The 15,586-nt window shown below is 36.3% G+C and carries 13 protein-coding genes and 7 tRNA genes; 18 read left to right on the top strand and 2 right to left on the bottom strand.

The features are described from left to right. The first annotated feature begins 21 nt into the window (after positions 1–21). A complete protein-coding gene (locus AC06G9_RS08020; RefSeq protein WP_346573937.1) occupies positions 22–462 on the top strand; it encodes a nuclear transport factor 2 family protein in 441 nt (146 codons plus the stop codon). Between the two features lie 73 nt (positions 463–535). Here AC06G9_RS08020 and mnmA read toward each other — a convergent pair whose 3' ends face one another. Beyond that, on the bottom strand, positions 536–1,627 hold the full coding sequence (gene mnmA / locus AC06G9_RS08015) for a tRNA 2-thiouridine(34) synthase MnmA (RefSeq protein ID WP_094771649.1): 1,092 nt from the start codon (positions 1,625–1,627) through the stop codon (positions 536–538). Between the two features lie 187 nt (positions 1,628–1,814). Between mnmA and AC06G9_RS08010 the strand changes: the two genes are divergently transcribed. The 7 genes from AC06G9_RS08010 to AC06G9_RS07980 all read left to right on the top strand — a co-directional run bounded on the left by AC06G9_RS08010 (position 1,815) and on the right by AC06G9_RS07980 (position 3,353). Beyond that, positions 1,815–1,890 (top strand) — tRNA-Phe (locus tag AC06G9_RS08010). 37 nt (positions 1,891–1,927) lie between these two features. Then, positions 1,928–2,003 (top strand) — tRNA-Phe (locus tag AC06G9_RS08005). 37 nt (positions 2,004–2,040) lie between these two features. Beyond that, positions 2,041–2,116: transfer RNA gene (locus tag AC06G9_RS08000), tRNA-Phe, on the top strand. Between the two features lie 37 nt (positions 2,117–2,153). Then, positions 2,154–2,229, top strand: a tRNA-Phe gene (locus AC06G9_RS07995). A 37-nt stretch (positions 2,230–2,266) separates the two neighbouring features. After that, positions 2,267–2,339, top strand: a tRNA-Phe gene (locus AC06G9_RS07990). A 144-nt stretch (positions 2,340–2,483) separates the two neighbouring features. Beyond that, positions 2,484–2,834 (top strand): hypothetical protein, encoded by a 351-nt coding sequence (locus AC06G9_RS07985; protein ID WP_480957838.1) that lies wholly within the window; start codon positions 2,484–2,486, stop codon positions 2,832–2,834. A 445-nt stretch (positions 2,835–3,279) separates the two neighbouring features. Further along, a tRNA-Arg gene (locus AC06G9_RS07980) sits at positions 3,280–3,353 on the top strand. Positions 3,354–3,439: 86 nt separating this feature from the next. Here the strand turns inward: AC06G9_RS07980 and AC06G9_RS07975 are convergent. Then, positions 3,440–3,961: an NADPH-dependent FMN reductase gene (locus tag AC06G9_RS07975; RefSeq protein WP_480957837.1), complete on the bottom strand. Its 522-nt coding sequence runs from the start codon at positions 3,959–3,961 to the stop codon at positions 3,440–3,442. A 291-nt stretch (positions 3,962–4,252) separates the two neighbouring features. Between AC06G9_RS07975 and AC06G9_RS07970 the strand changes: the two genes are divergently transcribed. The 10 genes from AC06G9_RS07970 to AC06G9_RS07925 all read left to right on the top strand — a co-directional run bounded on the left by AC06G9_RS07970 (position 4,253) and on the right by AC06G9_RS07925 (position 15,576). After that, positions 4,253–4,340: transfer RNA gene (locus AC06G9_RS07970), tRNA-Ser, on the top strand. Positions 4,341–4,742: 402 nt separating this feature from the next. Next, the gene (locus AC06G9_RS07965) at positions 4,743–4,973 is read left to right on the top strand and encodes an Arm DNA-binding domain-containing protein (protein WP_434438274.1); all 231 of its coding nucleotides are present in this window, start codon (positions 4,743–4,745) and stop codon (positions 4,971–4,973) included. A gap of 111 nt (positions 4,974–5,084) precedes the next feature. After that, positions 5,085–5,486 carry a hypothetical protein gene (locus AC06G9_RS07960; protein WP_346569145.1) on the top strand — a complete coding sequence of 134 codons (402 nt, stop codon included), beginning with the start codon at positions 5,085–5,087 and terminating at the stop codon, positions 5,484–5,486. Between the two features lie 115 nt (positions 5,487–5,601). Beyond that, a complete protein-coding gene (locus AC06G9_RS07955) occupies positions 5,602–6,990 on the top strand; it encodes a TolC family protein (RefSeq protein ID WP_346569144.1) in 1,389 nt (462 codons plus the stop codon). A gap of 140 nt (positions 6,991–7,130) precedes the next feature. Next, on the top strand, positions 7,131–10,166 hold the full coding sequence (locus AC06G9_RS07950; protein ID WP_480957836.1) for an efflux RND transporter permease subunit: 3,036 nt from the start codon (positions 7,131–7,133) through the stop codon (positions 10,164–10,166). A gap of 20 nt (positions 10,167–10,186) precedes the next feature. Further along, entirely contained in the window at positions 10,187–11,290 is a 1,104-nt protein-coding gene (locus tag AC06G9_RS07945; RefSeq protein ID WP_480957835.1) for an efflux RND transporter periplasmic adaptor subunit, read from the top strand. 8 nt (positions 11,291–11,298) lie between these two features. Next, the gene (locus AC06G9_RS07940) at positions 11,299–11,865 is read left to right on the top strand and encodes a TlpA family protein disulfide reductase (protein ID WP_480957834.1); all 567 of its coding nucleotides are present in this window, start codon (positions 11,299–11,301) and stop codon (positions 11,863–11,865) included. A gap of 449 nt (positions 11,866–12,314) precedes the next feature. After that, on the top strand, positions 12,315–13,466 hold the full coding sequence (locus AC06G9_RS07935; RefSeq protein WP_480957833.1) for a porin: 1,152 nt from the start codon (positions 12,315–12,317) through the stop codon (positions 13,464–13,466). A 15-nt stretch (positions 13,467–13,481) separates the two neighbouring features. Further along, the gene (locus AC06G9_RS07930) at positions 13,482–14,912 is read left to right on the top strand and encodes an anion permease (RefSeq protein ID WP_434438280.1); all 1,431 of its coding nucleotides are present in this window, start codon (positions 13,482–13,484) and stop codon (positions 14,910–14,912) included. A gap of 10 nt (positions 14,913–14,922) precedes the next feature. Next, positions 14,923–15,576, top strand: coding sequence for a succinate dehydrogenase cytochrome b subunit (locus tag AC06G9_RS07925; RefSeq protein WP_108157512.1), 654 nt, complete (start codon positions 14,923–14,925; stop codon positions 15,574–15,576). Positions 15,577–15,586 lie beyond the last annotated feature (10 nt).

Below are 15,586 nucleotides of genomic sequence, written 5' to 3'. Positions count from 1 at the left end.
AAGAATCTAAAACTAAAAACCATGAAAAATTCATTCAACTCGATCTTTATCGTATTTGCACTAATAGGAGCTCTCGTAGCTTTGACAACTAATAGTTTTGCAAAAGATAAAAAGATTAAAAACACAAATCCTATCACTGTTATTGATAGCTATATCCAGATCACAACGGAAGGTAATACCGAAGGTATCCAACATTTATTTTCCAAAGATTTTAAGTGGACACAATCTTCAAATGCAAAAACAAAAACATATAATAAATCAGATCTGATTACCTACCTAAAATCAAACAAGGGACTTATTCAAAATTGTAAAACGAACTACAGTATTGTTGAAAAGAATGACAACTGTGTCATAGCAAGAATAGAGATGAAATATGATACATTTACAAAAATTGAATGTATAACTTTATGTAACGAAAATCAAGAATGGAAAATAAATCAAATCATCGAGTCTTACAAATAGCAGCGAGCAATATCAACGAAAAAAGGTCTTAAAACTAAATTTTAAGACCTTTCATTATTTTATTTATAGTTTTCTATTTCATTAAGAATCCACCACCAATCAAATCATTGCCTTCATAAAAAACAGCAGATTGTCCAGGAGCAATTCCTTTTACGTTATGGACAAAGTCAATCTTTACCATATCTCCCTCTTGCGAGATCGTTGATAAAGCTCCAGCATCTTTATAGCGTACTTTTGAAATTGCTTCCATTGGTTGATCCAATGAAGCATATTTCACCAAATTGACGTTGCGCACATAAGCGAATGATTTTTCCAATTCATGCTCCTCACCTAAAACTACGGTATTACTTTCTGGAAGTATCTCGACCACAAACATAGGTTTGCCCAATGCAATTCCCAAACCTTTACGCTGCCCAATAGTAAAGTAAGGATAACCGATATGCTGACCTACTACTGTACCATCTGTCAAGATAAAGTTACCTTGACCAATTTGTTGATCTAATGTTGGCACTTTATGTCTTAAAAAAGCACGGTAGTCATTATCCGGTACAAAACAGATTTCATAGCTTTCCGCTTTATTAGCAAGCTCAACCTGCCCCATATCTAAAGCCATCTGGCGTATTTCCTTTTTCGTAAATGATCCTAATGGAAATTGAGTTCGTGCCAAGTTTTCTTGTGCCACTCCCCAAAGTACATATGACTGATCTTTATTTTCATCTTTACCTTTCGAAATCACATAACGGTTATTGTCGTGAAGGCGAATATTGGCATAGTGTCCCGTAGCAATAAACTCACAGTCCAATTTGTTAGCACGCTTCATTAACGCCTCCCATTTGATATGGGTATTACACAATACACAAGGATTTGGCGTACGGCCGGCAATATATTCCTCTACAAAGTTATCAATAACAAAATCGCCAAACTCATCTCTAATATCCAATATATAATGTGGAAAACCATAATTGACAGCCAATGAACGTGCATCGTTGATACTATCCAAGCTACAACATCCAGTTTCCTTAGACGAACCACCAGATGCTGCGTAATCCCAAGTCTTCATCGTGATCCCTATGACTTCATATCCTTGTTCATGAAGCATGACAGCCGCGACCGAACTGTCAACACCCCCACTCATAGCAACTAATACTCTTCCTCTTTTACTCATTTTATTTTATTGAAATGCAAAGATAGGCTATTTCAAATTTTAACGTGTTAATTTCTTGTAAATTTTATCTGTATCTAAATCAAGTCTTTCAAAAAAATACATGAAATAAATGGGTGAAAAATTTTAGAATTCGAATTATCGGGGTATATTTGCATCGCATTCAAAGTTAAATGTGAATGCAGATGATGGTGCCATAGCTCAGTTGGTAGAGCAAAGGACTGAAAATCCTTGTGTCGCTGGTTCGAATCCAGCTGGCACCACCAAATCTGAAAGTAACAGATTCAAAATAAAAACTTGGAAGGTGCCATAGCTCAGTCGGTAGAGCAAAGGACTGAAAATCCTTGTGTCGCTGGTTCGAATCCAGCTGGCACCACCAAATCTGAAAGTAACAGATTCAAAACAAAAACTTGGAAGGTGCCATAGCTCAGTCGGTAGAGCAAAGGACTGAAAATCCTTGTGTCGCTGGTTCGAATCCAGCTGGCACCACCAAATCTGAAAGTAACAGATTCAAAACAAAAACTTAGAAGGTGCCATAGCTCAGTCGGTAGAGCAAAGGACTGAAAATCCTTGTGTCGCTGGTTCGAATCCAGCTGGCACCACCAAATCTGAAAGTAACAGATTCAAAATAAAAACTTGGAAGGTGCCATAGCTCAGTCGGTAGAGCAAAGGACTGAAAATCCTTGTGTCGCTGGTTCGAATCCAGCTGGCACCACATCAATAGCTTTAACATATATGTTAAAGCTATTTTTTCCTACCCCGCTTCAGTAACAAATTGATTATTTATACATACTATTCGCATCACGGTAATATTTTTTTGTAACTTCAAGGTTTAATATTTTTTCACAAAAAAACTTACATGCTACGAATATCCAGCATCCTATTTTTTTCTTTTTTAATCCTAAGTAGTGCCTGTAACAACTCTACTGGAAGTACAATAGCATCTGTACTAAAATCACGTTTTGATGGGCACTACGCTTACCCAATATTATCTTGGGCAGGAAAAAATCCAGCAGAAATAGGCTGCATCATCGAAAAACATTTTGATTATCGAGATTCCATATTTAATTGCGATCATAACAACTACATTAATAAAGGAGACCCCTGTGTATTGACCGATGCCTATTATGAAGGCATACAATTTCCATCGACATTGACATCTAAAAAAACAAGCTGGAAGAACTATTTCAATTACCCAAGGACAAAGTAAATCTACCTGAAGATATCATGCGGATAGATTATGGAGACAATATTTATTCAAGTGACAAACCTATCGACACCAATTACACTAAGTGGCTAACTATAACAACCATCGTACATATAGGTACAACTGATATGGACTGTGAATAAGTTAACGGAATACCTTAAAACATGATTAAGGCATACAGGTTCTTCAAATCAAACTTTCAAGACAATACACCGTGACATATCCCATATACGCTCAATCTATCAAGTTATAATGAAAAAATATTCATTATAACTATCAATGACTACTAAAATCGACTCCGTTCACAGCAATCTCCAATTTTCAGTTTATATACTCAAAAATTAATTAGCTTGAAAAGCAAGGACTTAATGTTTTTGATTAAAAAAAAAGCACTTAAGTTTTGGAAATATAGATCATTTAAGTACTTTTGCATCACCGAAAGGGACACGCGCTCATAGCTCAGCTGGATAGAGCATCGGTTTTCTAAACCGACGGTCTCAGGTTCGAATCCTGATGGGCGTACTTAAAATCCTCTTTACTTTTGTAAAGAGGATTTTTTGCTTTATACTTTTTTCTCTTCTATATTGTTTTCAATCCACGATTTAAATTTAATAAGAAAGGACTTTAGAAAAATCTCGAGTAGATGCATCTATTAATGTGCCTGACTCATCAAATAGATTGGCTGCATGACTTAAATAAGCTTCTGGTTGTTGGAGAGTTGGCATATTTAAAAACACTAAAGATTGACGAAGATGATGATTAGCTCCAAAAGCACCTAATCCCCCCGCTGTACAGCTGATAATAGCAGCAGGTTTACCATCCCATACACTTTTGCCATAAGGTCTTGAGCCCACATCTAATGCATTTTTAAGTACTGCGGTTAAAGATCGATTATATTCGGGAGTAATAAACAATACCGCATCATGAAGCTTCAATTCTTTTCGAAAATTTTGCCATTCAAGGGGTTCATTTTCTTCCAAGTCTTCATTATATAAAGCTAGCTCCCCGATTTCAATATTTTCAAAATGCAGACCTCCAACCTTGAACTCACTAACAGCCCTAGCAATTTTTTTGTTGAATGATTCCTTTCTTAAACTGCCAACGACGAGTGCAACTTTGAGTAATTTCATACGTATAAACTTTTATTTATATCATAACATATGATCTCAAAATTTGTTTTTTATAACCCTACAAGAGAAAAACAAAGACAAAATATACTTTTTTCCATGATCTCATCATTTCTTTTTAAACACTAAAAGTTTATGTTTATCATTTAATACACCTTTAACTCCCATCCTAAATCATAAAATAAATAAAATTAAAGCCCTTAATATCAATAAAATCCCCTCTTATATCCCATTAAAGTGATTATATTATCAAAATAAATTTGGTAGCAATGTTAAAATTCGTACTTTTGTCGCGGAGAGCTGGCAGAGTGGTCGAATGCGGCAGTCTTGAAAACTGTTGACTGTCATAGGTCCGGGGGTTCGAATCCCTCGCTCTCCGCCAACAAAAAATAAAGCCCAAAGTAATTTGGGCTTTTGTTGTTTATAGACTTTTGGAAGCTTGCTCCAACAATAAGACATAAACAACAAAGTAAATGAGCATAGCGAATGGCTTTATTTTATGATGAAGCCTCCCCCTTTAAGGGATCATGTAATAATCCCTCACTCTCCGCATCCTAACAAGGAGAAAGTATCAAAACCCTACAAATTGTACAATTTGTAGGGTTTTTCTTTTATACGCCATATCGTTTTTTTCAATACATCTCATTTCCAGCGAGACCCTAGCGAGACCCTAAAAAATGGTTAGCTAGGGTCTCGCTAAAATGAACCTCTAGATGAACACCCAACAAAGGCATTACCTGACCAGTTGTTGAACATCTTGACAGTTTATATCCAATAGAATAAATTGAATATTGAAATAAAACACCACCACAATGAGCAATCAAGTTACCGTCTACATGTATGCCCGTGCAGCAAAAGCCAACAAAGCAGGCCAACATCCATTTATTTCCGCATAACCATTCAGGGCAAAAGCACCGTATTCTCCACTAGGAAATTCCTCATACCATCCAAATGGGATCCAAAAACTCGGAATATGGGTCGTACTAAGTATCATGATGTCCTTTACGAAAAATAGATTAAAATACAATGTATAAAGATTATGTCTTAAGCAACAAACCTGTTAGAAAACAAAAACCGGTAGGAAATATTTGCTGAATCATATAAAAAGCCCTAGATTTACGACGATATGAATTGCTATAGATTAGACATAACAAAAAAAATTCATCGTATCTTATTTATCATTGCCACGATTTTTTTTGTGCTTTTGACTTCCTGTGCAGTAAAAAGTAGTATCAAAAGCTGGGCTGATATCCAAATCAGTACAGTACAAGCCCCTGTAAAAAACGGAAATTTATTTTCAAGTAGCAGTAAGGATAAATGTAGCAGTGCTGAAATCACAGACACACAGATATCACAAACTATTTCTTATAAGGCTAGTGATTATACACCAACAGTCTTATTTACAATCGCATTTTTGCTGCTTTTTAGCGTTACTACTGGCAGGCTGCAAGTACCTACACATTATGGAAAATTAAAATTATCAAGTTCCATACCCATCTTTATACGAGATCGTAATCTCCAAATTTAATATTCTTTTTCACCTCCCCGTACTCCTATTGATCATCACTTTAATAGGCAAAACTTCTATTTTATTCAAGATAGATCGTTGATATACCAACGGTCTCATAATAATTATAATCACTATGATAAAACACATAGTGGCAACTACATATTTGTGGTTTGCCATTGCGTCCTTATCGCCAATATACGGACAGCAACAAATCGATCATACACTGGGCAATTTATGGCAACAGGTGGAAGAGAATTATCCCGGAATTGGGGTTAAAAGAAATATAGCACATGCTGCCCAGTTAAAAGCGATGGCTATAAAGACTAGTAGTCTTCCGCAACTAAAAACGCAGGTACAAAATACTTTCGGGACATATGAAGGTAATGCAGGAGCTTTTTTTCCACAACCCGGTTTTTTCAATGTTAGTGGCAATTCAACTGCACAAGAAAATAGCCGCCTAGCCGCAAATAGTTTCGCGTCTGCTACTATAGAATGGGAATTATTCACCTTCGGTAGAATTAAAAATGAAAATGAAGCAGCACAGATGTTATTTCAGAAAAAAGTCAGTGAGCAAGAGGTATACATTCTCAACCTCAAAAAAGTACTATCCGAACGCTATATTACACTGCTCTATCATAACGCAAAATTAGATTTATCAAAGAAAAACACCGAACGATTAGACGATATTCGCAAAATCAGTTCCAGTTTAGCCTTATCCGGTCTTAAACCTGCAGCTGACAGTCTCTTAGCATCCTCTTCTTATATGCAGGCAATAGGCGAGTATGACCATTGGATGGGTAATAAGCATTCATCTTACATCAAACTCAAAGAATTATATGGCAGAGAAAATCTGACTTACACTTCATCTATTCATCGCTTTTCTAATCCGAAAGAAAAATATCATCTGCTTGCTGATCAAGGCATATCAAATACACATCCAGCATTAGTTACATTAGAAAAACAAGCACAATATTACATCCATACAGGAGAAGCACAAAAAAAAGCAGCCATGCCCTCTTTGAAATTATTAGGTGGTTATGGATATCGGGGAACAGGTGTTAGCACCACTGAAAAAACTTCAAATGCGTGGCAAGATGGGTTTAAAAATAGCACCAACAATTTGTTGGTTGGAATAGGATTAACCTGGAATATAACGAGCCTATATACTAATCGATTTAGAGGAGAAAGCTTATTAAAAGAAGCTGAAGGCACGAAGTTATTACAGACACAATATCAGCAAGCTATGCAAGCTGATCTATCTGCATCTCAAACAAAAAGCATCTGGAAATATAAACAGATCCAAAAATCCCAAATTGCTGTTAAACAAGCTCAAGATGCTTATATCATGTATCTCGCTCGATATAAGAGTGGATTGATCACACTGAGTGAATTATTACAAATCCGCAATTTATTAGAACAAGCTGAAAATAATCATATCGAAGCTTCACTTTCCTACTGGATATTATTGGCTCATGAATCAGAGTTAGCTGCCGATTTTGACTATCTTTTTAATAACCTTTAATACATAGACATGAATCTAATTAGATTTGCACTTAGGAAACCCATTGCTATCATGGTAGCAGTCATTACGATCGCATTTTTTTACTACAGTACAAAAAAAAAATAAATGTAGACATCTTCCCTGAAGTTGAACTACCTGCCATGTATATCGCTATGCCTTATGGGGGTTTATCTCCAGCCTACATGGATGGATTTATGGCAAATGAATTTCAGAAGGTACTTTTATTTGTAAGTGGTGTCAAAAACATTGACTTTAAAAGTGTACAAGGGCTAAGCCTAATGAAACTTACCTTTTATCCGGGTACTAATATGGCACAAGTGGCTGGAGAGGTTTCAACATCAGTTTCAAGAGCCATGGGTTTTCTACCTGCAGGAGCAGTACCTCCTATGGTCGTACGCTTTGATGGAAGTTCACTCCCTGTCGGGCAATTGGTATTTGAAAGTGACAAGCTCTCAATCAACGAAATACAGACCCTTGTCCTGACGAAAATTAGGCCCATGTTCGTTGATATTCCTGGTATTACGGCTCCTGCACCATTTGGAGGAAGCACACGTTCTATAGTGATCGATATTGATCCCCAAGCCATGCAAGCAAAAGGTCTGAGTCCAGAAGACATTACCATAGCCATTACAAAAAGTAGCATTCCATCTCCTGCAGGAAACATCCGTATCGCAGATGAAAATTTAATGGCTCCCATTAACTCAATAGTCAAAAATCCGGAAGAATTTTTAAACACTCCTATCAGAACAACAGACAATCGCATCATTTATGTACGCGATGTAGCCTCAGTATCTGACGCGGCGGATCAGACTGTAGGTTATGCCTTGATCAACGGAAAGCGTTCTGTATACTTGCCCATTATTAAAAAAGCTGATGCTTCGACACTTGATGCTGTTAATAATTTAAAATCATCAATGGGTATGTTAAAAAATCAACTTCCTGAAGATGTAAATATCCGTTATGAATTTGATCAGTCAAAATATATAGAACGTTCATTAACAAATCTCATACATGAAGGTATATTGGGAGCCGTATTTACCGGATTAATGATCTTCTTATTCTTGGGTGATAGTCGAGGAGCAATTATCGTGGTACTTACTATCCCGATTGCTATTCTTTCAGCTGTTATGGTGCTATACTTCTTTGGCCAAACACTCAATATCATGACATTGAGTGGTCTTGCATTATCGATCGGCATCCTGGTTGATGAAGCCACAGTTACCATTGAAAATATACACCAGCATATGGAAATGAAAAAAAGTAAGCAAAGAGCTATTCTCGATGCATTACTTGAAATTTCTGTTCCTAAATTGTTAATTCTACTTTGTATCCTAGCTGTGTTAACACCTGCCTTTATCATGACAGGTATTCCTAGAGACATGTTTATTCCTCTCTCTATGGCTGTAGCTTTTGCTATGATTGCCTCATTTATAGCTTCTCAAACCTTTGTTCCAATATTGGCCAATTGGTTTATGAAAGATAAGCATCAAGAGATAAAGAAAATACCAAGAAAAAGAGTATTATTTGAAAAATTCAGCCTCAACTATTCGTATAGGATAAGGAAATGGTCTACCAAATCATTATCCCTTTTTATAGTGTACGTATTATGCACAGGAACTGCAACCTGCTTATTATTGAACTTCGTCGGTACAGATGTGATGCCTATTTCCAATAGTGGAGATTTTCAGATACGTATCCAAGCAACACAAGGAAGTAGAATTGAAAAAACAGAACAAATTGTCAAAGCAATAACAGAGGATATCAAAGTCATGCTTCCTGACAATGGAACTACGATCACATCAGCTTTTATTGGGATGCATCCGGCAACATCCCCAATCAATCCTATTTTTCTGTTTACCAATGCTTCTCATGAAGCGGTATTGCAAGTATCCGTTAATCAAGACATCTATAAAAATTCCATGGAGGACCTCAAAGAGGAAATAAGAAAAAAAATAAACGAAAAGCACCCACATGTACAGCTAAATTTTGAACCGATGGAGCTGACTGAAAAAATAATGGGACAAGGAGCCATGACTCCGATTGAAGTTAAAGTCGGAGCTGGGCAATTAAAGGCTGCAAGTGAATTTGCAGCAAAAATTGAACCCAATTTAAAAGAAATATCATATTTAAGAGATGTACGCATCGCAGAACCGCTGGAATATCCTACAGTAGAAATTGAAGTCAATCGTGATCTTGCGGGGCAGTTTGGTTTAACCATGCAAGACATCACACGAAGTTTGATTACTGCTACATCATCTACTAGATTTACAGATAAAAATCTGTGGGTAGATCCTAAATCAGGACTTGTTTTTCAAGTTCAGGTACAAATCCCCGAGCAGATCATGTCATCAGAAGAAATGCTCAAGTCACTTCCGTTAAAAAAAGGAAATCTTCGCCCTCTACTAGAAGATGTTGCAACAGTACGCAGAGTGACAGCTCCAGCACAAGTAAACCGTAAAGGTCCCAATCGTTATGTCACCATTATCGCCAATGTTTACAATAAGGATTTAGGTACAGCGTCTGCAGCCGTAAAAAAAGCAATCAATGATGTAGGACAACCTCCTCGGGGTATCAATGTATGGACAGAAGGAACAATGCAACTGCTGGATGACACATTAGGGAGCCTGTTGACAGGGTTAGCAGTAGCGATTATCGCTATTTTCTTGATGTTATCCGCTTATTACCAATCTTTTAAAATTCCATTAATTATTTTATCCGTTATTCCTGCGGTGATTACTGGAAGTTTAATTATACTTTTTTTATCCGGCAGCACACTTAATTTACAATCCTATATGGGAATAATTATGTCCATCGGTGTATCAGTATCCAATGCTGTATTGCTTGTTAATCAAGCCGAATATTATAGGAGAAATAGGGCTTTGAAACCAGTAAATGCAGCAAGACTAGCAGCATCATCTCGTTTGAGACCTATATTAATGACTGCTGCTGCCATGCTAGCTGGTATGTTGCCGATGGCCATAGGCATAGGTGACGGAGCAGAGCAAGTTGCACCATTAGGTAGAGCCGTTATTGGTGGGCTTATTGCATCTACCCTAGCTATTCTGCTTCTCTTACCACACTTTTTCTCGTCTCTTATGTCCAAAACAACTATTATCAGTCCATCTCTTGATCCTGATGATAAGGAAAGCCAGTTTTTTTCTAATCAAATAACATAATTCATTTAAACTCTACGATCATGTACCCTGCAATATCAATATATAAAACTATACGCCTGACCCTCGCACTTGCTTTATCAATGACACTTACGGCATGCTTACAGCAAGAAAATCAGATTAATAAGGAAACAAAAAAAACTGAAAAAAGAATAAATTATCCAACAGCATCCGTACAATTTATCAATCCAGAATACGAAATTTCAATTCCTGCGGAATTAAGACCCTATGAGCAGGTAGCGGTATTTGCAAAGGTATCAGGATTTGTAAAAAAGCTATATGTAGATCGTGGAGATCATGTACGCAAAGGCCAACTATTAGCAGTATTAGAAGCTCCCGAAATGAATCAGCGGTATTTATCTGACAAAGCTACAGAGCAGAAGATCTACAGTGATTATCTTTTTGCTCGGCAAGCATATGATCGCTTAAAAGATGCGTCAACAACATCGGGCGCCATAGCGGCAATTGAATTAGAGAGAGCGAAAAGTAATGTTGAAAGTGTAAGGGCTGCTTTCGAATCTTCTAGAGCAGGTGCTTCACATACCTCACAATTACAGCAATATCTACGTATCACAGCTCCTTTCGATGGCGTAATCACTGAAAGAAGTGTGTCTATTGGAGCATTGGCGGGTTCATCGTCCAACCAATCCCTATTTACGATTGCTCAAGGAAATAAATTACGTTTAACTCTATCTCTTCCAGAAAAACATGCTGCATCAGTACAACAAGGCGTACGAGCCAATTTTACTGTCAGTTCTCAACCTGGAAAAATATTTAAGACGACACTTTCACGTACATCTGGATTGTTAGATCAACATGATCGATCACTAACACTAGAATTTGACGTAGATAATACATCTGGAGAATTACAAGGAGGAGATTATGCACAAGTCAAACTTATGTTAAAACGTAATAAACCGTCAACTTGGGTACCTAAAAAAAGTATTCTGACTAATCAGAGTGGTACATTTATATTTATATTAGACAATCAGGAAATAAAACGTATTCCAATCAAGGAAGGTGTATATTTGGATACTTTAACAGAAATATTTGGTCAGGTATCAGCAGGTAGTCAAATCATACTGAAACCATCGGAAGAAATAAAAGAAGGTAAAATAAGTAAATAGAAATAAATATGATAATCCATTTAAATAAGAAAATGATCGGTATATTTCTGATCGCGACGTGTATTACTGCCGTATCTTGCAATTCAAAAACTAACGATACGCAAAGTTCGCAGGTAATCGAAACAACTGTTGACAGTGCTCTATCAAGTCCAACACACCAAGCTAATGAGGTTTCCTTTACAGATGAAAATGGAAAAAATATTACGTTAAGCTCATTAAAGGGTAAAGTAGTATTCATTAATTTCTGGGCAACGTGGTGTCCTCCATGTATTCATGAAATGCCATCTATTAATTCCCTAAAACAGTCTTTTAAAGGAACTAATGAAATCATATTTTTAATGGTCGATGTAGATGGTATGATGGATAAATCGAAAGCATTCATGGCTGAACATAAATATGATTTACAAGTCTATGTACCTCATGGTGAAATACCATCTGAGTTCTTAGGAAACGCTATTCCAACGACAGTAATCCTTGATAAAAAGGGAGATCTGGTGGATCGACTGGAAGGTGGACGCGACTATGCTGATCCCTCAATTAAAAAATCTCTGGATAAACTCATCCAAAGCAATTAACATAAATTGTCAAAATTAGGATATCAAATATACGTAAGATAAAAAATACATCAAGCCTTCGTCATAAACTGACGAAGGCTTTTTATCAGATCACCTCCCCGATCCAGGCATAATAAAAGTCTCCATGCAAGCATGATGTTACTTACATTACATAGATTATCTCACAAAAATTGACGTAAATAGGTTTTCATCATTCTTCACCTAGACAACAGCATATTACTTTTTATTGAAGTATTTTTCCAATTAACAACATACAACTACTATTGAACTTAAAAAAATATTGAATTATTATATTTTTTCCTTTTTTATATAGATTTAACTCCTTACATTTACTATATGAGCAGAACAACAATTGCCCATTAAATAACCAACTATACTATTATATTTAGAGTATAAATTAAAATTTATACCAATGATTACCTTGTTCTTTTCACATTAATTTTTTTTATATGAAAAAACTTTTACCTTTTGTAATAAGTGTCATGATCAGCTTTTTACTTTTGAAAAGTCACGCTGTTCGCGCCCAGGTTCCAGATAGTACACAAGGAAAAATTTTGGATAGTTATCCTAAATTTCAATTCAAAGGTCTTTTTCAAGGTCGATTCACCACAAGTCTTAAAAAAAATGTTGATGTAGAAGGCCTTCATCATACAGATGACAAGGGTACCAACAACTCCTTTTCTCTTAAATATATGCGCGCACAAGTGAAAGGACAGATCAGTAAAAGAGTAGAAGTTGTAGCTTTAGCCAACTTCGCAGATTTTAAAAATGATCCCAAAACACGAGTTTTAGAAAATGCTTATCTGAGATATAGCTTTAATCCTAAGGTTGCTATTACCGTAGGGCAGTTCAGGCCTTGGTTCGGACTAGAAGAAACATACCCCGTGGATATTATAAAATCATTAGAATGGTCAAATCAATATACAGAGTTTGGTAAAAATGGTTGGACAAGCTTTCAGATAGGAGCCTCCGTTGGCGGCACACTGCCGGTTGGTAAGATACCTATGCGGTATGCTATTTCTGTAGTTAATGGAAATGGAAAAAATCAGGTTTCGGACAAAGATAATGGTAAACAATTTTTAACGCGTATTGTATTTGATCTTTCAAAAAGATATGATTTTAGTATAGGATTAAACGGAGGTACAGGTACCGTATTTAAAAGAAATGTACACGCTTTAGCATTTGATATATCATCCAAATTTCAACTTGCACAAAAGTGGAACATGGATTTCCAAATAGAAGCAAAACAAGCGATTAATCACAATTTATATTTCAGTCTTGAAGAAACAAATCGACTAGAAAACATATATCAATATCAAATGCGAGGGGCTTATTTCTTACCCAATATGCGTTATGAAATTGATTATAAAAACCTAAAAGCTATTGAATTTTCATGCAGGTACGAATATTTAGATACTGATTTTAGGCAAAATTCCAATCCAAGACAATCTATAGTCCCCATGTTCAGTTTAGAATTCTTAAAAAATTATGGTGCTAGAATACAAATGGGTATGCAGATAGACTATTATAAACATCAAATCGAAAGTTCAAACAAATACAATGGTAATTTGTTCATTTTACAAGTTCAAAGTCGATTGTAACCTAACGTACATATTATGAAAGAAGTGGACATTAAAAAAATGGGGATTACCTTTGCTTTCGCATTGATTATTTGGTTTATACCGGTACCACATGGTGTATCGCCCGAAGCTTGGCATCTATTTGCAATTTTTGCAGCAACCATATTAGGTATTATTCTAAAAGCAGCACCTATGGGAACCATGTGTATGCTAGCTATAGGATTTACAGCTTTAACACAAGTATTAGCACCAGGTAATCCCGCCCTATCGATTACCAAATCATTAAGTGGTTTTGGTGACAAAGTAATCTGGCTTATTGGTATTTCATTTTTTATAGCTAGAGGCTTTATCAAAACGGGTTTAGGAAATAGAATTGCATTTATATTTATCAAGATTTTCGGAAAGAGTTCATTAGGCTTAGCTTATGGACTAGGTCTTGCAGACGTTTGCCTTGCTCCCGCTATCCCAAGTAATACCGCTCGTGGTGGAGGTATCATCTACCCCATTATGAAATCCATGGCTATCAGCTTCGGTTCACTTCCAGAAGACCCAAATACACATCGAAAAATTGGGTCCTATTTAACTTTAAATAGTTACTATATGAATCTCATTGCCTCATCAATGTTTCTTACCGGAACAGCAAGTAATCCGATGTGTCAGAAATTTGCAGCAGATTTAGGAATTAATATAACATGGATGTCTTGGGCAGCTGCAGGATTTGTTCCCGGACTTGTTGCATTTATTCTTGTACCACTAGTCTTATACAAATTATATCCACCTGAATTAAAAAAAACAGCTGATGCACCCAAAATGGCAGCAGAAAAATTAAAAGAAATGGGAGCAATTAAAACAAGCGAATGGTTGATGTTACTTGCTTTTTTCATTCTGCTGAGTTTATGGATTTTCGGCGGTTCATTGTCAATAGATGCTACGACAACCGCATTTATCGGACTCACAATCTTACTACTCACTTCCGTACTCACTTGGGAAGATGTCAAATCTGAAAAAGGAGCTTGGGATACAATTGTTTGGTTTGCAGTGTTGGTCATGATGGCTAGCTCCCTAAATGAGCTAGGCTTTATAGGATGGTTTAGCGATCTGATTAAAACCCAAATTGGAGGGCTTGATTGGATTATTGCATTTCCTGTGATTATCTTAGTCTACTTCTACAGTCACTATATTTTCGCAAGTGCAACAGCCCATGTTGCCGCAATGTATGCTGCTATGTTAGGTGTAGGGGTTTCGTTAGGTATACCCGGTATGCTACTCGCAATGATGCTTGGGTTTGTTGGCTCAATATATGGTGTTTTAACCCATTACGGACATGGTCCCGCTCCCGTTTATTTCGGTAGTGGATATGTAGATCTTAAATCATGGTGGGTAAAAGGTTTTGAAATCGGTATTTTATTACTTGTGATCTACATGGTGGTTGGTGGCCTGTGGATGAAAATAATTGGTTACTATTAATTCTTTGCTTATGTTGACAACGCTATCTCGAAAATTGCTGATGTGTTTTACAGGGTTATTTCTTTGTTTTTTCTTAATCATTCACTTTTTAGGAAACTTACAATTATTTCTTCCTGCCGAACAAGCACATACCCAATTTAATGCATATTCTCATTTTTTATCAGGCAATATCGTTATTAAAATAGTATCATATGTCTTATATACCAGCATCATATTACATGCATTAGATGCAGTCGTGATCACCATTAAAAATAGAAGATCAGGAAAAAAATACCATTGCGATCAAAGACAGCGGGCCAGCAAATGGTATAGTCGCAACATGGGAGTTTTAGGTACAATTATCTTAATATTCTTAGTTATTCATTTTCAAAATTTTTGGTATATCTATAAATTTGGCACCCCACCAATAGACAGTAATGGCAATAAAGATCTCTACATATTGGTGGTCACCACTTTTAGAGAATGGTGGTATGTGGTGATTTATGTTTTATCTATGGTCGCATTGTGCTATCATTTAATACATGGTGTACATAGTGCTATTCGTACCTTAGGGCTTTTCCATCCCAAATATGTAAAATGGATAAGAAATTGTGGCATCGCTTATTCCGTCATCATAAGTGTAGGATTTGCAATGATGCCCATCTACATTTACTTTACACAATAGGTTAACCTTC

Source organism: Sphingobacterium sp. MAE (assembly GCF_056711605.1).
This window is presented reverse-complemented; position numbering and strand designations above follow the sequence as displayed.